This is a genomic window from Streptomyces albiflavescens, from assembly GCF_014645835.1.
In the GTDB taxonomy this organism is placed as follows: domain Bacteria; phylum Actinomycetota; class Actinomycetes; order Streptomycetales; family Streptomycetaceae; genus Streptomyces; species Streptomyces albiflavescens.
On sequence record NZ_BMMM01000012.1, the window covers coordinates 50,465 to 71,700 of the forward strand.

At 70.0% G+C, this 21,236-nt stretch carries 22 protein-coding genes; 12 read left to right on the forward strand and 10 right to left on the reverse strand.

What is annotated here, in order from left to right; all coding sequences use genetic code 11:
- Nucleotides 1–2: 2 nt before the first annotated feature.
- Entirely contained in the window at nt 3–773 is a 771-nt protein-coding gene (locus IEY95_RS29195; RefSeq protein WP_189189151.1) for an ABC transporter permease, read from the forward strand.
- Between the two features lie 42 nt (nt 774–815).
- Here the strand turns inward: IEY95_RS29195 and IEY95_RS29200 are convergent, their stop codons facing one another.
- Nucleotides 816–1,700 carry a hypothetical protein gene (locus IEY95_RS29200; protein ID WP_189189152.1) on the reverse strand — a complete coding sequence of 295 codons (885 nt, stop codon included), beginning with the start codon at nt 1,698–1,700 and terminating at the stop codon, nt 816–818.
- 272 nt (nt 1,701–1,972) lie between these two features.
- On the opposite strand from IEY95_RS29200, the gene IEY95_RS29205 reads away from it, so the two are divergent.
- The 3 genes from IEY95_RS29205 to IEY95_RS29215 all read left to right on the forward strand — a co-directional run bounded on the left by IEY95_RS29205 (nt 1,973) and on the right by IEY95_RS29215 (nt 5,197).
- Nucleotides 1,973–2,863, forward strand: a complete 891-nt coding sequence (locus tag IEY95_RS29205) for a hypothetical protein (protein ID WP_189189153.1) — start codon at nt 1,973–1,975, stop codon at nt 2,861–2,863.
- Nucleotides 2,864–3,065: 202 nt separating this feature from the next.
- Nucleotides 3,066–4,355, forward strand: coding sequence for an ABC transporter ATP-binding protein (locus IEY95_RS29210; RefSeq protein ID WP_189189154.1), 1,290 nt, complete (start codon nt 3,066–3,068; stop codon nt 4,353–4,355).
- The gene (locus tag IEY95_RS29215; protein WP_189189155.1) at nt 4,352–5,197 is read left to right on the forward strand and encodes an ABC transporter permease; all 846 of its coding nucleotides are present in this window, start codon (nt 4,352–4,354) and stop codon (nt 5,195–5,197) included. Before IEY95_RS29210 ends, IEY95_RS29215 begins: the two co-directional genes overlap by 4 nt.
- A 52-nt stretch (nt 5,198–5,249) precedes the next feature.
- Here IEY95_RS29215 and IEY95_RS29220 read toward each other — a convergent pair whose 3' ends face one another.
- Nucleotides 5,250–5,582 (reverse strand): Rv1322 family protein, encoded by a 333-nt coding sequence (locus IEY95_RS29220; RefSeq protein WP_189189156.1) that lies wholly within the window; start codon nt 5,580–5,582, stop codon nt 5,250–5,252.
- Nucleotides 5,583–5,803: 221 nt separating this feature from the next.
- Here IEY95_RS29220 and IEY95_RS29225 point away from each other — a divergent pair, with 221 nt between their 5' ends.
- The gene (locus tag IEY95_RS29225; protein ID WP_189189157.1) at nt 5,804–6,832 is read left to right on the forward strand and encodes an LLM class flavin-dependent oxidoreductase; all 1,029 of its coding nucleotides are present in this window, start codon (nt 5,804–5,806) and stop codon (nt 6,830–6,832) included.
- 147 nt (nt 6,833–6,979) lie between these two features.
- On the opposite strand, the gene IEY95_RS29230 is transcribed toward IEY95_RS29225, so the two are convergent.
- Nucleotides 6,980–7,372: an SCO5389 family protein gene (locus tag IEY95_RS29230; protein ID WP_189189158.1), complete on the reverse strand. Its 393-nt coding sequence runs from the start codon at nt 7,370–7,372 to the stop codon at nt 6,980–6,982.
- Nucleotides 7,373–7,841: 469 nt separating this feature from the next.
- Here IEY95_RS29230 and nucS point away from each other — a divergent pair, with 469 nt between their 5' ends.
- A complete protein-coding gene (nucS, locus tag IEY95_RS29235; protein ID WP_189189159.1) occupies nt 7,842–8,513 on the forward strand; it encodes an endonuclease NucS in 672 nt (223 codons plus the stop codon).
- Nucleotides 8,514–8,580: 67 nt separating this feature from the next.
- On the opposite strand, the gene IEY95_RS29240 is transcribed toward nucS, so the two are convergent.
- The 4 genes from IEY95_RS29240 to IEY95_RS29255 all read right to left on the reverse strand — a co-directional run bounded on the left by IEY95_RS29240 (nt 8,581) and on the right by IEY95_RS29255 (nt 13,531).
- The gene (locus IEY95_RS29240; protein ID WP_189189160.1) at nt 8,581–11,109 is read right to left on the reverse strand and encodes an ATP-binding protein; all 2,529 of its coding nucleotides are present in this window, start codon (nt 11,107–11,109) and stop codon (nt 8,581–8,583) included.
- Nucleotides 11,110–11,380: 271 nt separating this feature from the next.
- Complete coding sequence (locus IEY95_RS29245) at nt 11,381–11,704, reverse strand: STAS domain-containing protein (protein WP_189189161.1); 324 nt, start codon at nt 11,702–11,704, stop codon at nt 11,381–11,383.
- Nucleotides 11,705–11,916: 212 nt separating this feature from the next.
- Nucleotides 11,917–12,765, reverse strand: coding sequence for a 3-hydroxyacyl-CoA dehydrogenase family protein (locus tag IEY95_RS29250; protein WP_189189162.1), 849 nt, complete (start codon nt 12,763–12,765; stop codon nt 11,917–11,919).
- A 124-nt stretch (nt 12,766–12,889) separates the two neighbouring features.
- Nucleotides 12,890–13,531 carry a TetR/AcrR family transcriptional regulator gene (locus IEY95_RS29255; protein ID WP_189189163.1) on the reverse strand — a complete coding sequence of 214 codons (642 nt, stop codon included), beginning with the start codon at nt 13,529–13,531 and terminating at the stop codon, nt 12,890–12,892.
- Nucleotides 13,532–13,611: 80 nt separating this feature from the next.
- Between IEY95_RS29255 and IEY95_RS29260 the strand changes: the two genes are divergently transcribed.
- Genes IEY95_RS29260 through IEY95_RS29270 form a run of 3 tightly spaced genes read left to right on the forward strand, consistent with a single transcriptional unit; the run spans nt 13,612 to nt 15,770 of the window.
- Nucleotides 13,612–14,394, forward strand: coding sequence for an ABC transporter ATP-binding protein (locus IEY95_RS29260; protein WP_189189164.1), 783 nt, complete (start codon nt 13,612–13,614; stop codon nt 14,392–14,394).
- A gap of 40 nt (nt 14,395–14,434) precedes the next feature.
- Nucleotides 14,435–15,184: an ABC transporter permease gene (locus tag IEY95_RS29265; RefSeq protein WP_189189165.1), complete on the forward strand. Its 750-nt coding sequence runs from the start codon at nt 14,435–14,437 to the stop codon at nt 15,182–15,184.
- Nucleotides 15,185–15,197: 13 nt separating this feature from the next.
- Entirely contained in the window at nt 15,198–15,770 is a 573-nt protein-coding gene (locus IEY95_RS29270; RefSeq protein ID WP_189189166.1) for a cob(I)yrinic acid a,c-diamide adenosyltransferase, read from the forward strand.
- On the opposite strand, the gene IEY95_RS29275 is transcribed toward IEY95_RS29270, so the two are convergent.
- Entirely contained in the window at nt 15,687–16,301 is a 615-nt protein-coding gene (locus IEY95_RS29275; RefSeq protein ID WP_189189167.1) for a hypothetical protein, read from the reverse strand. The genes IEY95_RS29270 and IEY95_RS29275 overlap by 84 nt on opposite strands.
- A 152-nt stretch (nt 16,302–16,453) precedes the next feature.
- Between IEY95_RS29275 and IEY95_RS29280 the strand changes: the two genes are divergently transcribed.
- The 3 genes from IEY95_RS29280 to IEY95_RS29290 all read left to right on the forward strand — a co-directional run bounded on the left by IEY95_RS29280 (nt 16,454) and on the right by IEY95_RS29290 (nt 20,212).
- Complete coding sequence (locus tag IEY95_RS29280; RefSeq protein WP_189189168.1) at nt 16,454–17,641, forward strand: sensor histidine kinase; 1,188 nt, start codon at nt 16,454–16,456, stop codon at nt 17,639–17,641.
- Nucleotides 17,638–18,279: a response regulator gene (locus tag IEY95_RS29285; RefSeq protein ID WP_189189169.1), complete on the forward strand. Its 642-nt coding sequence runs from the start codon at nt 17,638–17,640 to the stop codon at nt 18,277–18,279. Before IEY95_RS29280 ends, IEY95_RS29285 begins: the two co-directional genes overlap by 4 nt.
- A gap of 106 nt (nt 18,280–18,385) precedes the next feature.
- Complete coding sequence (locus IEY95_RS29290) at nt 18,386–20,212, forward strand: glycoside hydrolase family 18 chitinase (RefSeq protein ID WP_189189170.1); 1,827 nt, start codon at nt 18,386–18,388, stop codon at nt 20,210–20,212.
- A gap of 10 nt (nt 20,213–20,222) precedes the next feature.
- Here IEY95_RS29290 and IEY95_RS29295 read toward each other — a convergent pair whose 3' ends face one another.
- Together IEY95_RS29295 and IEY95_RS29300 are read right to left on the reverse strand one after the other, a co-directional pair.
- Nucleotides 20,223–20,669, reverse strand: coding sequence for a DUF2550 domain-containing protein (locus IEY95_RS29295; RefSeq protein ID WP_189189171.1), 447 nt, complete (start codon nt 20,667–20,669; stop codon nt 20,223–20,225).
- Between the two features lie 129 nt (nt 20,670–20,798).
- Complete coding sequence (locus IEY95_RS29300; protein WP_189189172.1) at nt 20,799–21,173, reverse strand: F0F1 ATP synthase subunit epsilon; 375 nt, start codon at nt 21,171–21,173, stop codon at nt 20,799–20,801.
- Nucleotides 21,174–21,236 lie beyond the last annotated feature (63 nt).

A 21,236-nucleotide genomic window follows, 5' to 3' on the forward strand; every position in this document is an offset into this window, starting at 1 on the left:
CCATGGCGGCCACCCAGGTTCTCAAGTCGGAGTGGACCAAGATCCGGTCCGTCGCGTCCACCGTGTGGACGCTCAGTCTCGCCGCGATCGTCACCATCGCTCTCGGCATCCTGATCTCGCTGCTGTCGAAGAACGAGTTCGACAACATGCCCGTGCGGGAGCGGCTCTCCTTCGACCCGACGTTCATCAGCTTCGCGGGCATGACCCTCGGTCAGCTCGCGATGATCGTGTTCGGGGTGCTGGTCGTGGGCAACGAGTACAGCACCGGCATGATCCGCACCTCGCTCGCCGCGGTCCCGCAGCGCGGCACGTTTCTGTTCAGCAAGATCGCGGTGGCGGCGGGCCTCGCCCTCGTCGTCGGCATGATCACCAGCTTTGTCGCCTTCTTCCTGGGGCAGGCGGTGCTCGGCGTGCACAAGGCGTCCATCGGCGACCCGGGTGTGCTGCGCGCGGTGATCGGCGGCGGGCTCTACATGACGCTCATCGCCGTCTTCTCGATGGGCGTCGCGGCGATGCTGCGCAGTCCGATGCTCTCGCTGGGCATCCTGATGCCGTTCTTCTTCCTGATCTCCAACATCCTGGGCGCCGTCTCCGCGACCAAGAAGGTCGGCCGCTATCTGCCCGACCAGGCCGGCAGCAAGATCATGCGGGTCGTGACCCCGATCGGCGACGACACTCCGTACGGCCCCTGGGGCGGCCTCGTGATCATGGTGCTGTGGGTGGCCGCGGCGCTCATCGGGGGTTATGCGCTTCTCAAGAAACGGGACGCCTGAGACTGCGTGCGATCGCTCAGGAGCCCGGGCGCGTGAGCTGACTCAAGAGCGCGGGCGCCTGACCTCGTCCTCGTCGGGCGGCGTCCGCCGGATCAGCCCGTCGAAGTCCGTCCAGCCCTCCCAGCGCCACACGTCCTTGTCCAGGTCCGGCTGGAGCGGCACGAAACGGCCGAGCTCGAAGTCGCCGCCCTCCAGGTCGAACCAGCGCTCGTCGGCGACCTCGGTGCCGAGACCCACGGTGCGCGCGGTCAGCCGCACGAGCAGCTTCACGCCGTACGACCCGGACAGGTTCTTGCCCTGGATGCGCCGGAAAGGCAGCTCGGCCACCGGTGCCTCGACCGGTATCCACACCGTGAAGGGCGCCCCACGCTCGACCGCGAGCCAGGACCGCTCATCGGCGGGCTCGCCCTTCGCGTCCAGGACCTTCAGCCACTGCTTGTAGATGACGAGGCTGCCATCGTGCGGGGAGCGTTCCAGATAGCGCAGGTGGGCTCGGGCGCGCAGGTCCACGACCGACAGATTGTCGAAGCGGTTGTAGAAGCGGACGGCGATGATCGCGTGGTCACTGTTCGCGTGGAGGCGCGAGTAGCCGGGGAAGTCCGCGGTCCAGGCGTGCGAGATGCTGGCCCGCTGCCGCCAGACGAAGGGCCGCAGGGCGAACATCTTGATCAGGACGATGCCGAGGAGCACCGCGGGCACCAGGGAGCCGGTGACCGAGGCGAGGGTGGCGAGCAGCTGGTGCGCGGTGCTGTCCGGTTCGGGTTCGAGGTTGTCCGTGCCGACGCAGGCGCGCAGCACGGTGAGGCTGAGGTCGAAGAGCCGCTCCTCGTTCGAGAACCGCTCGGCCATCGATCGGGGCGAGTGCTCGGTCAGCGTCCAGGCGGTCGCGATGACCAGCGAGAGTCCGGCCAGCGCGCCGAGCGTCATCAGGAGCAGGGCATGGACGGTGCGTCCGGCGATCCACCAGCGAACGGACGTACGAAAGCGCGGATGCGCCCGGCCCCGCCCCGGCCTTCTCAGTAAACGCAACTCGCCACCCCCGTAACCGACTTCGTCCCCATTCGTACAATGGGACGGCATGATTCCCGGTGTCCGGTCCGGCCAATCCCGTCCAGACGGGGAGACCAGGCCCCGCCCCGGGTACATCTCGCGTGGAAGGCTGTGCCCGTATCGCGCGACCACCCCCGAAGGGCGTCACCGTGACGACGAAGGACCGAAGCCTTGAGGCACTGGGCCTGGACGACGTGCCCGCCAAGAAGCCGCTCACCTATCCCGGCCGTCCCACCACCGAGCCCTCCCTGCTGACCGGCGGCGAGCTGCTCCAGCTCGACGTGCGGCCGCTCAGGCTCGGCGAGTGGTACGTGGAGGAGCAGGAGGCGCAACAGCGGCTCGACGAAGCGCTCGCCGACCTCGGCCAGGTCGTCACCGGACGTCGTCACCCGGTCATCGCGGTCGGCTCGAACGCCTCCCCCGGGCAGGTCGCCCACAAGCTGACCCGGCTCGGCATCCCGGCGACGGTGCCGATGGTGCCGGTGCGCGTGCAGGGCATCGGGGTCGGCTGCTCGGGGCACATCAGCCCGGCGGGCTACGTGGCCGGGACGCCGTACGTCGACCGGGGCGCCGAGACCACGCTCGTGGTGACCTGGCTGGATTCGACGCAGTTGAAGGCGGTCGACGACACCGAGTTCCCGGACTACCGGCGGGCGATACTCCCGGGCGACACGTTCGCGATGACGATGCCGTCCGGGGAGCGGCTCGGCGGCGCGTACATCTACTTCAGCGCGCACGGCGTGCTGGCCGACCCGGTCACGGGACAGCCCCGTCCGGGGGGCGGCGACCAGTCCGAGCTGCTCGCCTCGCTGCTCGCGGACTCCGCGCGGCTGCGCGAGCTGCTCGGCCCCGATCCGGCGACCTGGGTGCGGCGTGCTGGGGGCGAGCGGTCGCTGCGCGAGCGGGGCACCCGGATCTTCGGCGAGGAGGGCTGGGTGCTGCCCCAGACCGACTTCCTGCCGTACGTCGACGAATCGGCGGAACTGCGGCTGTACGACGACCTGCCGCCGCTGGACGACTCGCTGCCGTTTCGGGTGTGAGGGTTCCGTTTCCGGCCTGACCAGGCACGACGGGTACCTGCCAAAGGCGGGAGTGCGGGTAAGAGCCCTTACCCGATCTCTCCCCCTTTTGACCTGCGCTGTTTTACTTTCTCTTGAGTGGAACCGTCAGCGCCCCGATATCCTCCTAACCCTTACGGGGGCGTGCGCCCCGACGTCCTGAACCTTTCGATGGGTGCGGAGCATGATCGAGGCAGTCGGCCTGACGAAGCGCTACGGCGCCAAGACGGCCGTGTACAACCTTTCCTTCCAGGTGCGGCCGGGCGCCGTCACCGGCTTCCTCGGGCCCAACGGCTCGGGCAAGTCGACGACGATGCGGATGATCCTCGGCCTGGACAACCCCACCTCGGGGCAGGTGACGATCGGCGGCTTCCCGTACCGCAAGCTGCCGAACGCGCCCCGCCAGGTCGGCGCGCTCCTCGACGCCAAGGCCGTGCACGGTGGCCGGCACGCCCGCAACCACCTGCTGTGCCTCGCCCAGCTGTCGGGCATCCCGGCCCGCCGCGTGGACGAGGTGCTCGGTGTCGTCGGGCTCCAGGACGTGGCCAGGAAGCGCTCCAAGGGCTTCTCGCTCGGCATGGGTCAGCGGCTCGGCATCGCCGCCGCGCTGCTCGGCGACCCGCAGGTGCTGCTCTTCGACGAGCCGGTCAACGGCCTCGACCCCGAGGGCATCCTCTGGGTGCGCAATCTGATGAAGTCCCTCGCGGCGGAGGGCCGCACGGTCTTCGTCTCCTCGCACCTGATGAGCGAGATGGCGCTGACCGCCGACCACCTGATCGTGATCGGCCGCGGCCAGCTGCTCGCCGACATGAACATCAAGGACTTCATCTCGCACAACTCGGCCGACTTCGCCCGGGTCCGCACCCCGGACACCGAGCCGCAGCAGCGCGAGAAGCTCACCGCCGCGCTGACGGAGGCCGGCGGCCAGGTGCTCCCGGAGCAGGACGGCGCCCTGCGCGTCACCGGTCTGCCGCTGCCCCGCATCAGCGACCTCGCGCACTCCGCCGACGTACGCCTGTGGGAGCTGTCGCCGCACCAGGCCTCGCTGGAGGAGGCGTACATGCGGATGACGCAGGGCGCCGTCGACTACCGCTCGACCATCGACCAGAAGGCCGGGCTCCAGCAGGAGCTGCCGCCCGGTGCCGTGCCGCCCCAGCAGCTGCCGGTTGCGGGCCAGGGCCAGCCGGGCTGGTACGCACCGCCGCCGCCCCAGCAGGGGGGGCAGCCGTTCGGGATGCCGCAGGGTCAGCCGGGCCTGTACGGCGCACCGGGTGCTCCGGGCGCCCCCGGTGCCGGTCAGCCGGGCCCGTACGGCGCACCGGGTGCTCCCGGCGGTGCCGCGGACGCCAACCCGTATGCCCAGGCGCAGCCCCAGGCCCCCGCGCAGCCCGTCCAGGCCCCCGCGCAGCCGCCCGCCGCGCCCGCCGCCGCACCCGCCGCCCCCGACCTGACCAAGCCCGAGGACGCCCGATGAGCACGCCCCAGCCCCCGATGCCGCAGCAGGCCGTCGCTGCCCCCAACTGGCAGGCGGCGCCCGGCACTTCGTACACGTCACCGATTCCGATCACCCGCACCCACCTCGGTCACGCGCTCACCTCCGAGTGGACGAAGATCAAGTCGGTGCGCTCCACGATGTGGACGCTCGGCATCTTCCTGCTTCTGGTGATCGGTATCGGCTTCCTGGTCGCCGCGCAGACCTCGAACTCCGACTTCACCGACGTCCCGTACACGATCCCGGCCTTCTTCGGCCTGATGCTCGGGCAGATCTGTCTGATCACGCTGGGCGTCCTGGTGGTCTCCTCCGAGTACGGAACGGGCATGATCCGTACGACGTTCACGGCCTCGCCGCAGCGGCACCGGGTACTCGCCGCGAAGCTGATCATCTTCTTCGCGGTGGCGTTCGCCGTGTCCGCCTTCGCGATCGGCCTGGTCGGCCTGATCACCTCGGGGATGCACGGCGGCTCCTCCAACGTCTCGTGGGGCGGCACGGTCGTCATGGGCGCGCTGTACGTCTCGCTGCTCGGTGTCCTCGCGCTCGCGGTGGGCTCGATGCTGCGCCACTCGGCCGGCGCGATCACCACGATGCTCGGTGTCGTGCTGGTGCCCGCGATCATGCCCGCGTTCCTGATGATGTCCGAGAGCATGCGCACGATCGGCGAGAAGATGCAGGAGTACAACGCTCCCAACGCCCTCGCCAGGATCTTCCGTCTGGACAGCGAGAGCGGGCACGGCGGTGCGCAGCTCGGTCTGCTCGCCGGAGTGACGGCGGCGGCGATCGCCGGCGCCTTCGTGCTGCTGGAGCGCCGGGACGTCTGACCCCGCCCGGACCGATATCCGAAGTCGCCCAGGACCTGGGCGCGTTGACCGCCTAGAACCTGGGCGCGTTACGGGACCGCTGCACCCGCGAGGTGCGGCGGTCCTTCGCGTTCCAGCAGGCCTTGTGCCAGTGCCGGCGGTCGTCGACGCCGGAGTGCTCCGGCCAGGCCACCACGTGCGGGACACCGGAGGGGATCATCTGGTCGCAGCCGGGGCAGCGGTAGGTCTTGCCCTCGGCGCTCGCGCCCGCCACATGGCGCACGCTCCACTCCTCGCCCTGCCAGCTCTCCGTGGACTCCCAGCCGCCGTAACGGCCCGAGCGGTCCTCGTCCGCGCTCCGACCGGACGAGCCGGCTTCCTTCGGACGGTTGCGACGCGGGGACACAGGACACCTCACGGAGCTATACAGGGAGCAGGGGCCATCTCCAGCCTACGCGGCACGCGCAGGGGTTCGCGTACTCCACGAACCTGCACAGATCCCCCACCGGGCGGCCCATTTCGCAGACAATCCGCAAATCTCTCCGCCAGGCCGTGACTTCGGCACGTGTCATGCGGTTATGCCCGATGGGGGAGCTCCCTGTCGGAGCCGAGGAAGCAGGAAGTGCGATGCACGTAGGAAGTTTTGTACTGGCGGCCCAGTTCCCGGGACAGGGCCAGGGGGAGACCCTCCACCGGGCGGTGCGGTCCGCCGAGGTCGCCGAGGAGGCCGGACTCGACTCGGTCTGGCTGGCCGAGCACCACTTCGTGCCGTACGGCACATGCCCGTCGGCCGTCACACTCGCCGCGTTCCTGCTCGGCCGCACCAGTCGCATCCGGGTCGGCACGGCGGTCAGCGTGCTGCCCACCGTCCACCCCGTCGCGCTCGGCGAGCAGGCCGCCCTGCTGCATCTGACGTCCGGCGGACGGTTCTCGCTGGGCGTCGGGCGCGGCGGCCCCTGGGTCGACCTCGAAGTCTTCGGTTCAGGACTGGAGGCGTACGAGAAGGGGTTCCCGGAATCACTCGATCTGCTGGTGCGCTGGCTGTGCGAGCCGTCCGTGCAGGGCACCTCGGAGCGGTTCAGCTTCCGTGAAGTCGCCGTCGTCCCCCGGCCGTCGGAAGCGCTGAGTGGCGCTCCCGGGCCCGAGGTCGTCGTCGCCTGCACCTCACCGGCGAGCGTGCGGCTCGCGGCCGAGCGCGGGTTGCCGATGCTCCTCGGGATGCATGTCGGGGACGAGGAGAAGGCCGAAATGGTCGCGCTGTGGCGGCAGTACGCGCGCGCGGCCGGGCACCCGGCGGACAAGATCTTCGCGGCGGCCCATGTCTCCGCCGGTGTCTGCCAGATCGCCGACCGTCGCACCGAAGCCGTCGAGACGCTCCTCAAGGCGGTGCCCGGCTGGCTGAAGCAGGGGCTGGACGCCCATGTGACGGTCGACGGCCGCGCCCGCTCGATGCGGGACCCACTGGCGTACACCGAACTGCTCTGCGGGCTGCACCCGGTGGGGACCCCCCGGCTGTGCGCCGACCGGCTCGCCGCGACCTCGGAGCGGACCGGCATCTCACGCTTCGCCCTGCTCGTCGAGGGTTCGGGGGACCTGGCGGCGACGGAGGAGAACGTACGCCGTCTCGGAGCCGAGGTGCTGCCGCACCTCAGGTGACCGGTCGCCGCCGGTCCAACGGGCTGTAGGGCCCGTCCAACAGGCCGTCCAGCCCCTCCCCCGGGCCGGACGCGCCGGGAGCTTGCCGCCCCGGTACAAAATGCACCTCCCGCGTACGGAGCGGCAAGCAATTGCGGCATCACCGCGTCAGCAGTCCCGGAACTCCGGGGACTGATTCAGCAGCTGACTGCGGACCGAGGTGAAGCGTGCCAGCGTGTCGTCCACTGTGGCGTCCAGCGGGAACACCGCCACCCGGTGGCAGTTCTGAAAGGCCAGCCGCACTCCGAAGTGACGCTGCAGCGCGCCGCGTATCGCGTCACTCGCGAGCGCACGCAGCAGCTGGCCACGTGCCTGCTCGTCCGGCGGAGGCGTCTGGTTGTCGGCGAAGTTGCCGCCGTCCACCTTCAGCTGGGCCACCAGGGAGCTGATCATCTCCCACGCGTAGGGCAGGGAGGTCCGGACGCAGTCGACGAAGTCAGCTTCGTCGACCTCGCCTCGCTCGGCCTGTTGGAGTAGGGCCGGTGAGACGTCGAGCGACATGGGTTCTCCTCTCGCACCCCCAGACCTCGGGGGTTGCCGGACAGGGATAGGGAATTCGCGATATCGAACACCCTGAGTACACGCATCGCGACCTCCCGTTTATACGGTAAGCAACGGCCGGTGACGGCACCAGGAGAATGCGCACATAGCGAACTCTCAGTAGGCACACAATCAGCCACGACCGAACAGGCTTCTTCCAGGAAGAAAGGGGCGGGACCGGAGGGACCTCGGATGAGGGTGGTGGTGGGAGACGGGCGGAAAAAGGGGCGGGACCGGAGGGACCTCCGTTGAGGGTGGTGGTGGGAGACGGGCGGAAAAAGGGGCGGGACCGAAGGGCCCTCGGATGAGGGTGGTGGCGGGAGACGGGCGGAAAAAGGGGCGGGACCGGAGGGACCTCGGTTGAGGGTGGTGGTGGGTGACGGGCGGGCGAATCGCGTGCACCACTGCCCGTCGAGTAGCGTTGCCGACCATGCGTCTCGTCATTGCCCGCTGTTCCGTGGACTACGCGGGCCGGCTCACCGCCCATCTCCCGTCGGCTCCCCGTCTCATCCTCGTGAAGGCGGACGGCAGCGTCTCGATCCACGCGGACGACCGGGCCTACAAGCCCCTCAACTGGATGTCGCCGCCCTGCACGCTGAAGGAGGGTTCCGGCGACGAGGAAGGTACCTGGACCGTCATCAACAAGGCGGGCGAGAAACTCATCATCACGATGGAAGAGATCCTCCACGATTCCTCGCACGAATTGGGCGTGGATCCCGGCCTGATCAAAGACGGCGTGGAAGCACACCTTCAGGAGCTCCTCGCGGACCGCATCGAAACGCTCGGCGAGGGCTACTCGCTCATCCGCCGCGAGTACATGACGGCCATCGGCCCGGTCGACATCCTGTGCCGGGACGCCGACGGGCAGACCGTCGCGGTGGAGATCAAGCGGCGCGGTGAGATCGACGGCGTGGAGCAACTCACGCGCTATCTGGAGCTGTTGAACCGCGACCCGCACCTCGCGCCGGTGCGTGGCATCTTCGCCGCCCAGGAGATCAAGCCGCAGGCCCGCGTCCTCGCCACCGACCGCGGCATCGGCTGCGCGGTCCTGGACTACGACGCGCTGCGCGGGATCGAGGACGACAAGCTGCGGTTGTTCTGACCGTACGTACGAGGACAGCAGAGGGCCGGGTCCGCATCATCGGACCCGGCCCTCTTGCGTCGTACGGTCAGATCACCGCGCCGCTCGGCGCCGTGGCCGGGCTGCTGCCGGCAGGCACGCTGCTCCCCGGTGCGCTGGCGGTGGTGCTCGCCGGGGCACTGGAGGCCGGGCCGCTCGCGGAGTCCGACGTGGACGGCGTCGTCGGCGTGCTGGACGTCGGCGTCTCGGAAGGCGTGTCCGACGGGGTCGGCGTCGGCGACGTCGAGGTGGTCGGCGGCTTCGACGTGGACGACGGCGGCTTGGACGTGGACGACGGGGGCTTCGAAGGCGACTTGGACGGCGACTTCGAGGGCGTACCCGAACCGTGCGTGCCGCTCGGATCGTCGGACGGCTCACCGCTGCCCGTGTCCGAAGGCGTCGGATCGTCCGACGTCCCGTACGTGCCGTCGGGCCCCGGATCCGTGGGCGTCGCCGCGACCCCCGTGTCGGAGTCGCCGCCCTTCTTCGCCTTGTCCGCGCCCAGGCTGTCCTCGTCGCTGCCCTGGCTGGCCGAGGGGTTGACGCCGACCTTCTCGGACGGGGTGTCGTTGTGGTCCGAGGTCGCGCCGAGCGTCACCACGGTGCCGAGCACGGCGGCGAGGAGCGCGCCCGCGCCCGCGGCCACCAGGTTGCGCCGGGTACCGCTCACCAAGCGGCCCGTGATGCCCGAACGCTTCGGCGCGGGGCCGCCGGGGGCTGCCCGGTGGGTGACCAGCGTGGAGGGCTCGCCGGGGGGTTCGGCCATCGTGAAGGCCGCCGGTACGCCACCGGGCGGCGACGCCGACTCCTCGTAGCGGGCGTCGGACACCTCCTCCCCAACGGTGGACCCGAGGCCGGGTGTGTCGCCGGAGCGGTCGGCGACCAGCGCGAGGGCGCGGCGGCCCGCGACCGTGCCGCGCTTGTCGGCGAGGGCGCCACGCAGCCCGATGGAGGCCTCCAGCTCGGCGCGGGCCCGGTCCAGTTGGTCGCCGCAGAGCGCGAGGATGCCCAACTCGTGGTGGAAGTAGGCCTGTTCGCCGACCGCGCCGGAGAGCCGGGAGGCCTCGACCCCGGACCGCAGCGCGCGCTCCCAGGCGTTCCAGTGCAGGCCGGCGGCGAACGCGGGCGCGGCCGTGCGGGCCAGCCTCACGGCGACGCTCTCGTTCTCCTCGCCGATCGGGGCCGTGGTGAGCGGGACCAGCACGGTGAGCGCCGCGAGCAGCGCGTCCGCCTCGGCACAGACCCGCTCCGGGGTGACCGAGGGGTGCCCGGCCCACCAGGTGTAGTGCTGAGCCGCGGCGCGGGCCTGCTCCTCGATGCCGTCCACGTAAACGGCGGCTTCCAGCTGGGCCTGCACTCCGGCGGCGAGCCGGTAGCGCGAGCCGACCGGGGAGACCAGCGCGCAGCTCGCCAGTTCGGCGAGTGCGGCGTCGGCGTGGGTGTCGCCCACGAGCGCGGGCAGGTGCGCCTGGTGCGGCACCTCGCCGCCGAGCGCGACCGCGAACCGCAGGGTGGCGCGGGCGGATTCACTCAGCCGGGAGGCGAGCAGCGCGGCGGGCGCGGCCCCCTCGGCGAGCGACGGCAGCGGTACCTCGTGGCCGTCCTCGGCGTCGAAGGGCGCGTCGACCGGCACTTGCTGGAAGACGCCGAACTCGTCGACGGCGCCCTGGCTGGCCCGCAGCTGGTCGCGTTGCCGCAGCAGTGCCCCGGCCTGCATGAAGCGCAGGGGAAGGCCCTCGGACTCGAACCAGAGGTCGCCCGCCCAGTTCGACTCGTCCTCGGTCAGGACGCGGCCGACGGCACGCTCCAGGAGTTCGAGGCCCGCGCTGCGGTCGAGCCCGCCCAGGAACACCTCTTCGAGGAGGGAGTCGCTGGACGGCGCGGGGACGTCGGGCGTCGCGCTGATGACGAAGGCGCACTCGGGGGTGGCGTCGAGCAGCTCGTCGAGCGCGCTGCCGCCGAACTCCACGTCGTCGAGGACGACGACCGCGCCGATCTCGTGAACGAGCCGGTGCAGTTCGTCCCGTTCCGGGCGGTGCAGGGGCGCGTCGTAGACGGCGGCGAACAGCTCGTGCAGCAGATCGCCGGCTGTGCGCCGGTAGCCGGAGAGACGTACGACGCCGTCGGGCGCGAGGTCCGCGCAGTCCTCGGCGACCGCGTCGAGCAGGCTGGTGCGGCCCGAGCCGGAGGGTCCGGTGAGGCGTACCGAGCGACCGCGCGCGAGGAGGCGTACGAGCCGCTCACGCTCCTCCTGGCGCTCCAGGAGCGGCAGCCGGGGCTGCGCCGGCCCCGGCGGGACGGGCGGCTGAGCCGCGCGGGCCCGCTCGACGCGTTCGGCGGCGCTGAACTTCGCCGGCGGCCGCGGCCGCTCGTGCGGCGGGCAGTTCTCGATCTCGCTGCCGTCGACGGGGTTGACGGTGAGCAGGAAGTCGCCCGAGACGAGCTGAACCGTGCGGGCGGGCACGGGCGAATGCTGGCCCAGGTCGGGTGTGAGCGGATCGCGCGGCGGGCGCGAGCGAGGCGCCTGGCCGTCGTCGTCATGGCCGTACTCTTCGGGTCCCCGGTTGTTCGGGTCCATGTTCCAAGCCCCCCAAAAGCGTCGTGTGCCGAGCCCCTCCCGGCCTTACTGCACACCGCGCTGTCGCTTCTGGTCCGGTGCCCGCTCGTAGGGTTTCGGGTGGCGGGCAGCCGAACCCTAAACCTTCGCACAGTATCTACGAACTGCCGGGGTACCGCGCCGTCCGAGACGTCACAGCTTCGTGAGGATTGTGCGCGTGGTGCGTTTCGTACGCCGGTCAGGACGCGTGTACGAGGTCTCACTCCCGAGGCGGTGACACGCCCCTGGTGGCTCAGACCCGGGGCAGGGAGTCCACCCCGATGCCGCCCTCGATCGCCAGGATCCGGTGCAGTCGGGTGGCGACCAGCAGGCGCTGCATCTGCGGTGGTACGCCGCGCAGCACGAGCCGTCGGCCGCACCGCCCGGCCCGTCGGTGGGCCCCCATGATGACACCGAGCCCGGTGGCGTCCCAGGAGTCCAGCTCGGACAGGTCCAGCACCAGGTCGCCGACTCCGTCGTCGACGGCCGAGTGCAGGACCGTACGGGCGTCCGCCGCGCTGCGTACGTCGAGGCGGCCCCCGACGACCAGCTCGGCGTGGTCGCCCCTGATGTACATATGCGCTCCCCGAGAGTGCGTCTCGTACTCCGCGTGTGTCTGTTCGCAGTCGCGTCTGTCTGTTGTGCACGGTCTGACTGCCTGAAGGCCGCAGAGGTTGCCGTCTGTAAGCGAACCGATACCGAATTCACCTCATGGAGTGATACCCCAGAGGCGCGTGCGGTTTCCGTGCCTGGGTGCGGCGCCCTTGTCCGGGCGCCGCAGAATCGTTCTCAGTGCTTGTAGAAGCCCTGCCCGCTCTTGCGCCCGATGTCACCGGCGTCAACCATCCGGCGCATCAGCTCCGGTGGGGCGAACTTCTCGTCCTGGGTCTCGGTGTAGATGTTGCTGGTGGCGTGCAGCAGGATGTCGACACCCGTCAGGTCGGCGGTGGCCAGGGGGCCCATGGCGTGGCCGAAGCCCAGCTTGCAGGCGAGGTCGATGTCCTCGGCGGTGGCCACGCCCGACTCGTACAGCTTCGTCGCCTCGACGACGAGCGCCGAGATGAGGCGGGTGGTCACAAAACCGGCGACGTCGCGGTTGACGACGATGCAGGTCTTGCCGACGGACTCGGCGAACGCCCGCGCGGTGGCGAGCGTTTCGTCGCTCGTCTTGTAGCCGCGCACCAGCTCGACGAGCTGCATCATCGGCACCGGCGAGAAGAAGTGCACGCCGACGACCCGCTCGGGGTGCTCGGTGGCCGCCGCGATCTTGGTGATCGGGATGGCGGAGGTGTTGGAGGCGAGCACGGCGTCGTCGCGGACGATCTTGTCGAGCGTCCGGAAGATCTCGTGCTTGACCTCGAGCTTTTCGAAGACGGCCTCGACGACGATGTCGGCGTCGGCGGCCGCGTCCAGGTCGGTGGTGGCGGTGATGCGCGCGAGCGCCGCGTCCGCGTCCGCGGCCTCCAGCCTGCCCTTGCTCACGAACTTGTCGTACGAGGCCCTGATGCCGTCGAGGCCCCGGGCCAGCGCCTCGTCGGTGACATCGCGCAGGACGACGTCCCAACCCGCCTGGGCGGAGACCTGGGCGATACCGGACCCCATGAGTCCGGCTCCGATGACCGCGAGCTTCCGTGCCACTCCGACTCCCCTTAACACGCTGTTCAAGTTGCCTCTTCGGCGGACCTTAGCGCTCGGGCGTGCCTGTGTGACCGGTAAGTAATGCGCGTCACGTCTCAACTGACGGACATCACACCGGGGCGTGTCATTCCGCCGCCCGTACGGCGTAGTTGAGGACCTTCTCGCTCAACAGCTCCTCCATGTCGTCGAGGAGCACCAGCACTTCACGTGACACTTCACCCGGATTCCGACCGGCCATCATTTCTCGTCCGATAACGGACATGACGGTCTGGTGAACCCAGTTGATCTGACCGGCCATCAGGCCGGGCAGAGGGTCGTCGGCGGGCGCGCCGGTCTCCTCGCGCAGCGCCTCCTCCAACTTGTCGACGACCTCCTGACTGATCGCCCACAGCCGCGAGCGGAGCGCGGGGGCGTCGTGGATGACCCGCATGAAACGGGCGTAACCGTCCATCAGGCCGAGCCGGGGCGAGACGGCCTCGAGCTCTTCGCGCAGTTCGCGCACCACCGCGGCGGCGGCCGACTCACCCTTCTCCCGGCCGCGCACCCAGCGGGCGAGCCGGTCGACGACCCCTTTGGAGCGGTCGAGGAAGAGGTCCTCCTTGGCCGGGAAGTAGTTGTAGACGGTGTTGACGGAGACGTTCGCGGCGTCCGCCACCTCCGCCACCGTCACCGCGTCGAACCCGCGCTCCAGGAACAGTCCCGTGGCGACATCCGAGATGTACTGCCTGGTCTGCCGCTTCTTGCGCTCCCTGAGTCCCTCAGCCATGCCCGCATCGTAGCTTTCACTGGACCCTCTTAAATCTTGGAGTCATTGCAAAATTTCAGGGACTCTGTTTTTCTGAGGACATGGCAATCATCAGTACGGCCGGTCTGGCCCATACCTTCCGGACGAAGCGCGGCCCGGTGGAGGCGGTACGCGGTATCGACCTCACCGTGCGGCCGGGCGAGATCCTCGGGTTCCTCGGGCCGAACGGCGCGGGCAAGACGACCACGCTCCGGATGCTCACCACACTGCTGCCGCCCACCGGCGGCGCGGCCACGGTCGCGGGCTGTGACCTGGCCACCGACCCGGGCGGAGTGCGCCGCGCCACCGGCTATGTGGCGCAGTCGGGCGGCGTCGACCCGCAGGTGACGGTGCGGGAGGAACTCGTCACCCAGGGACGGCTGTATCGACTGACGAAGACCCAGGCGGTCGAGCGCGCACAGGAGTTGGCGCGCGACCTGGACCTCGCGGAGTTGCTCGACCGCAGAACAGCCGCGCTCTCCGGCGGCCAACGGCGTCGCCTCGACATCGCGATGGGGCTCACCCACCGCCCCCAGGTGCTCTTCCTCGACGAGCCGACGACGGGTCTGGACCCCGGCAGCCGGGCCGACCTCTGGGACCTGGTCCGCCGACTGCGCGACGAGTACGGCACCACGGTCTTCCTGACCACCCACTACCTCGACGAGGCGGACGCCCTCGCCGACCGGCTCGTGATCGTCGACAAGGGAGTCGTGGTGACCGAGGGAACCCCCGGCGCACTGAAGCTGGAGTACGGCGGCTCGATCGACGCGACGCTCCAGGACACGTTCCTCGCGATCACCGGACGCGGCCCCGCGTCGGCCGACTCCGCACCCGTGGCCGTATAGCCGACTCCCTCCCCCGTATCCATAGAGGACCTGGAACGACATGCTGCTCCACGACACCGCGCTGATCTTCGGCCGCTACGCCCGCCAGACCCTGCGCTCCCGCTTCGCGATGCTCTTCGGCGTCCTGATGCCGCTGCTGTACCTCCTCTTCTTCGGCCCTCTCCTGACCGACCTGCCGCTCGGCTCGCCGGGCAACTCCTGGCAGGTCCTGGTCCCCGGGCTGCTGCTCCAACTCGGGCTGTTCGGAGCCGCGTTCGCCGGATTCACGATCATCATCGAGAAGAACCAGGGGATCGTGGAGCGGATGCGGGTCACCCCCGTCAGCCGGCTGGCACTGCTCCTCGGCAGGGTGCTGCGCGATGCCGCCGTCTTCGTCTTCCAGGCCGTGCTGCTGGTCCTGGCGGCGCTGGCGATGGGCCTGCGCGCCCCGGTCACCGGCATCCTGATCGGCTTCGCGTTCGTCGCCCTGCTGACGCTCTCCCTCGCCTCCCTCTCGTACGCCCTGGCCATGAAGGTCCGCACACCGCAGGAGTTCGGCCCCGCGATCAACGCGATGACGATGCCGTCCATGCTGCTGTCGGGCCTGATGCTGCCGATGACCCTGGCGCCGGGCTGGCTGAACGTGCTCTCCCACTTCATGCCGTTCCGCTACCTGGTGGACGCGGTGCGCGACGCGTACGTGGGCTCGTACGCCACGGCCCACATGCTGTACGGCGTCCTGGTCGCCCTCGGCTTCTCGGCGCTCTCCGTGACGGTGGGCACACGAGTCTTCCGGAAGGCCGGAGCGTAACTACGCTGGCCTCATGGTCAATCTGACGCGCATCTACACCAGGACCGGCGACCAGGGCACCACCGCCCTCGGCGACATGAGCAGGGTCGCCAAGACCGATCTGCGGATCTCGGCGTACGCGGACGCCAACGAGGCGAACGCGGTGATCGGGACGGCGATCGCGCTCGGCGGCCTGGACGAGGAGATCGTCAAGGTGCTCACCCGCGTCCAGAACGATCTGTTCGACGTGGGCGCGGACCTGTCGACTCCGGTGGTCCAGAACCCGCAGTTCCCGCCGCTGCGGGTGGAGCAGTTCTACATCGACAAGCTGGAGGCGGACTGCGACCTCTTCAACGAGCGGCTGGAGAAGCTGCGCTCCTTCATCCTGCCCGGCGGCACGCCCGGCGCGGCGCTGCTGCACCAGGCGTGCACGGTTGTCCGGCGGGCTGAGCGCTCCACCTGGGCCGCCCTGGAGGCGCACGGTGAGGTCATGAATCCGCTCACCGCGACCTACCTCAACCGGCTATCGGACCTGCTGTTCATCCTGGCCCGTACGGCCAACGGTGAGGTCGGGGACGTGCTGTGGGTCCCGGGCGGGGAGCGCTGACGCCGGGGCCTTCTTCGGCCACAGCGCGTAGGTGAGGGCGACCAGGCCATGGATCGCCGTCGCTCGCAGCGCCACCCACTGGAAGGACCGCAGCGAGTCCGTGTCGCCGTCGCCCACGTACTGGATCGCGGCCTGCAGGAGGGCGCAGGCGACGGCGGCCGCCAGCACCGTACGCAGCCACATCCTGCCCTCGTGCCTGGCCCGGGCCATCCCGTGACGGGGTGGCCTCACCGGGGGCGGGCCCCCGGCGAGCCGGTGCGCGGCGTGGCCGTCGAGCCATCGGATCGTGTAGTGGCCGTAGGCCACGGTGAAGCCGATGTACAGGGCGGCGAGCCCGTGCTCCCAGCCCGGCTTCGCGCCGTTCTTGAGGTCGACGGCGGTGACCACGAACAGCACCACCTCGAGCAACGGCTCGCACAACAGCAGCGCCACGCTCGTGCGACGCCACTTCACCAGGTACCGGACGGCCAGCCCCGCCGCCAGCAGCACCCAGAAACCGACCTCGCACGCGACGATCAACCCGACGATCACGGTTCGCTCCTCTCGATCCCCTTTCCAGGCTCCCGGCGGTCGGCGCCCGAATCGTCGTCGGCGGTGACGACGTCGCGGTACATCGAAAGATGCAGTTCCGGACCCTTCCCGGGAAGCACGCGGACGGCCCGTGCGCCGTGTTGGATGGACGTATGGCCCTACGACTCCCCCGCCCGCACCGCGACGACGTGCGCATCGCGGTCGGCGGTCTGTTCGGCGGGCTCCTGCTGTGGGTCCTCGGCCTCGGTCCACGGGAGGCCACCGACAGCCTCGTCCTGCTGCCGCAGCGCTGGGCCCTGCTGGTGCCGCTGGTCGTCACGGCCGGCTGCGAGCTGCTGCGCCGCACCCGGCCCAGGCCGGCCCTACTGATCGGCACGGCCGCGCTGGTCGCGGACACGGTGACGCAGGGCAGCGTGGTCACGGTCGTGATGTTCACCGACCTCATGTACGCGGCTGTTTTGTACGGCACCCCCGCCACCGCCCGGCGCCTGCCGTGGCTCACCGGACTGCTCACGGTGATCGGCGCGGTGGTGCCGCTCATGCTCTGGCGCGACCCTCAGGCCCTGCTGATCGGCGTGGGTGTCGGCGTGGTGGCGCTCGCGCCCGCCGCCACCGGCTGGGTGGTCCGCAACCACCGCGACACCGCCATCGCCGAACGTCTGCGCGCCGAACAGACCGCCCTGCTCGCCGAGATGGACCGCACACAGGCGGTCACCGCCGAACGGGCCCGCATGGCACGGGAGCTGCACGACATGGTCGCCAACCATCTGTCCGCCATCGCCATCCACTCCACCGCCGCGCTCTCCCTCGACGACCCGAGGACGTCCAGGGAAGCCCTCTCGGTCATCCGCGAGAACAGCGTCGAGGGGTTGGCGGAGATGCGCCGGCTGATCGGCATCCTGCGCGACGGCAGCGGCGACCGGGAACCGACCGCGGCCCCCACCCTCGACGGACTCGGCGCGCTGGTGGAGAGCGCCCGCGCCAACGGGCTCGATGTCGTGCTGGTGACCGACCACGCCGACGGACTCCCCGCACCGGTCGAGCTGGCGGCGTACCGCATCGTCCAGGAATCCCTGACCAACGCCCTCAAGCACGCCTCCCCCGGCGCGGTCAAGGTAGGGGTCGCCCAGCGGGACGGCTCCCTGACGGCGTGCGTCACCAGTCCGTACGGCGACCGGGGCGGGCCGCGGGCCCCGGGCTCGGGCGCCGGTCTGGTCGGCATGCGGGAGCGGGTCGCGCTGCTGCGCGGCACCCTCGAGGCCGGCCCCGAGGTTTCCCCCACCGGCAGGGTCTGGGCCGTCCGCGCCACCCTGCCCCTGACCCGAGGAGAATCCGTATGATCCGGGTGCTCGTCGCCGAGGACCAGTCCGCGGTGCGTGCCGGGCTCGTCCTCATCCTGCGCAGCGCTCCCGACATCGAGGTGGTCGGCGAGGCGGAGAACGGGGAGCGGGCGGTCGCGCTGGCGCGTGAACTGCGGCCGGATCTCATCCTGATGGACGTTCAGATGCCCCGCCTCGACGGGGTGTCCGCCACCCGCCAGGTCGTCGCCGAGCAACTCGCCGACGTCCTCGTGCTCACCACCTTCGACCTCGACGAGTACGTCTTCGGGGCGCTGCGGGCGGGCGCGTCCGGCTTCCTGCTGAAGAACACCGAGGCCAAGGATCTGCTGGAGGCGGTACGGACGGTGGCGCGCGGGGAGGGACTCATCGCCCCGGCCGTCACCCGCCGGCTGATCGCGGAGTTCGCCGCCAAGCCCGTACGGGAGCCGACGGCTGATCCGTCCGTCCTGGACGCTCTCACCCGACGGGAGCGCGAGGTGCTGTCCTGCCTCGGGGAGGGGCTCTCCAACGCGGAGATCGCGACCCGTCTCGACATGGCGGAGGCGACCGTGAAGACCCACGTCAGCCGCCTGCTGGGGAAGCTGGAGCTGCGGAGCAGGGTCCAAGCGGCCGTGCTGGCACAGGAGTTGGGCGTGTAACAACTGACGACAAGCCGCCGTCTCACTGGTCTGGACCTATTGACCTATGGTCCAGACCTTTCTATTGTCCACCGCACCTCATCAACTCCCCCGGAGGAGACGCAGGATGCGTTTCAGACACAGAGCCGTCGCAGGGCTCACCACCCTGCTGCTTCCGCTCGCCGCCCTCGTCGGGCTCGCGAGCCCCGCCTCGGCGGCCACCACCGCCACCGCCACGTACACCAAGACCCAGGACTGGGGTACCGGCTTCGAAGGCAAGTGGACCGTCAAGAACACGGGGACCACGGCCATCAGCTCCTGGACCATCGAGTGGGACTTCCCCTCCGGTACGTCCGTCACCTCTGCGTGGGACGCCGACGTCACCAACTCCGGCACCCACTGGACCGCCAAGAACAAGTCCTACAACGGCACCCTCGCCGCGGGCGCCTCCGTCTCCTTCGGCTTCAACGGCGCCGGATCGGGCTCGCCCTCCAACTGCACGCTGAACGGCGGCAGTTGTGACGGCGGCACCACCGTCCCCGGCGACAACCCGCCCTCCGCGCCCGGCACTCCGACCGCGTCCTCCCTCACCGACACCTCGGTGAAGCTCTCCTGGACGGCCGCCACCGACGACAAGGGCATCAAGAACTACGACGTCCTGCGCGACGGCGCCAAGGTCGCGACGGTGACGACGACCTCGTACTCGGACACCGGTCTGACCGCCGGCACCGACTACTCGTACACCGTCCAGGCCCGCGACACCGCCGACCAGACCGGCCCCGCGAGCGGCGCGGTCGCCGTGCACACCACGGGCGGCGGCACCACTCCCCCGCCCACCGGCAACGCCGTCAAGCTCGGCTACTTCACCGAGTGGGGCATCTACGGCCGCAACTACAACGTCAAGAACCTGGTGACGTCCGGCTCCGCGGCGAAGATCACGCACATCAACTACGCCTTCGGCAACGTCACCAACGGCCAGTGCGCGATCGGCGACTCCTACGCCGACTACGACAAGGCCTTCACCGCCGACCAGTCGGTCAGCGGCGTCGCCGACACCTGGGACCAGCCGCTGCGCGGCAACTTCAACCAGCTGCGCCAGCTGAAGGCCAAGTACCCGAACCTCAAGGTGCTGTGGTCCTTCGGCGGCTGGACCTGGTCCGGCGGCTTCGCCCAGGCGGCGGCCAACCCGACCGCCTTCGCGCAGTCCTGCTACAACCTGGTCAAGGACCCGCGCTGGGCCGACGTGTTCGACGGCATCGACATCGACTGGGAGTACCCGAACGCCTGCGGTCTGAGCTGTGACACCAGTGGTGCCGCGGCCTACAAGAACCTGATGTCCGCGCTGCGTGCGAAGTTCGGCAGCGGCAACCTGGTGACCTCGGCCGTCACCGCCGACGGCTCCTCCGGCGGCAAGATCGACGCCGCGGACTACGCGGGCGCGGCCCAGTACGTCGACTGGTACAACGTGATGACGTACGACTTCTTCGGAGCCTGGGCGGCCCAGGGCCCGACGGCCCCGCACTCCCCGCTCACCTCGTACAGCGGCATCCCGACCGCCGGCTTCACCACGGCCGACGCGATCGCCAAGTACAAGGCGAAGGGCGTGCCCGCGAGCAAACTGCTGATCGGCATCGGCTTCTACGGACGCGGCTGGACCGGCGTCACGCAGGACGCGCCGGGCGGCACGGCGACCGGGCCCGCGGCGGGCACGTACGAGCAGGGCATCGAGGACTACAAGGTCCTCAAGACGTCCTGCCCGGCCACTGGCACGATCGCCGGTACGGCCTACGCGCACTGCGGCAGCAACTGGTGGAGCTACGACACTCCGGCCACCATCGGCACCAAGATGACCTGGGCCAAGAACCAGGGCCTGGGTGGCGCGTTCTTCTGGGAGTTCAGCGGGGACACCAGCAATGGCGAGCTGGTGAGCGCCATCAACAGCGGACTGGGCTAAGAGCTAAGAGCTAAGCCACATTGACGCGCTGACCGGGCGGGGCTGCTTCCAGCCACGCGAGAAATCCGGTCAGCGCGTCTTCGCTCATCGCCAGTTCGAGGCGCGTCCCGCGATGGAGACAGGTGAGGATGATCGCATCGGAGAGCAGCGCGAGTTCCTCCTCGCCCTCGGGGGTGCGGCGGCCCGCCACCTCGATGGCCGAACGCTCCAGGACGCGGCGCGGGCGGGGGGCGTAGGAGAAGACGCGATACCACTCGATGCGGTCACCGTTGTAGCGGGCGACTCCGTAGCTCCACCCTTTGCCGCTGAGGTCCCCTTTCTCGGGGACGTCCCAGCGCAGGCTGCAGTCGAAGGTGCCGCCGGAGCGCTGGATCAGCCGGCGGCGGAGGCCGAAGACGAACAGCCCCACCACTACGAGCGCCACTACCAACCCGCACACAGTCAGAGCGAGGACCATCGACACCGACCTCCTCGTCTCCTAGGTAACGGAAAAGAAAAAACCTCCGCATTTGCCTCAGCCGCGGCTGGGGCCGGAGTCATCCGGTCCCAGCCGCGGCTGAGGCAAAGCATCACACAGTGCGCAGTGTCAGCGCGCCGACACCGCACGCAGTCGAACGTCCGCGCGGCGCTCGGCAGCGGCGTCGCCCTCCGCCTTCGCGCGCTCGAGCTCCCGCTCCGTGCGCTGGACATCGATCTCGTCCGACAGCTCGGCGATCTCGGCCAGCAGCGACAGTTTGTTGTCCGCGAATGAGATGAAACCGCCGTGCACCGCGGCGACGACCGTTGCACCATCACTCGTACGGATGGTCACCGGGCCCGACTCCAGCACACCGAGCAGCGGCTGGTGACCGGGCATGACGCCGATGTCGCCGGACGTGGTACGCGCGACGACCAGGGTGGCCTCGCCGGACCAGACACTGCGGTCCGCGGCGACGAGCTCGACGTGCAGCTCAGCAGCCAAGGTGGGCTCCTCGGGTCACCACCCGGCGTTGCTGCCGGGTGTTGGGTCAAAGTCTAGTAGGCG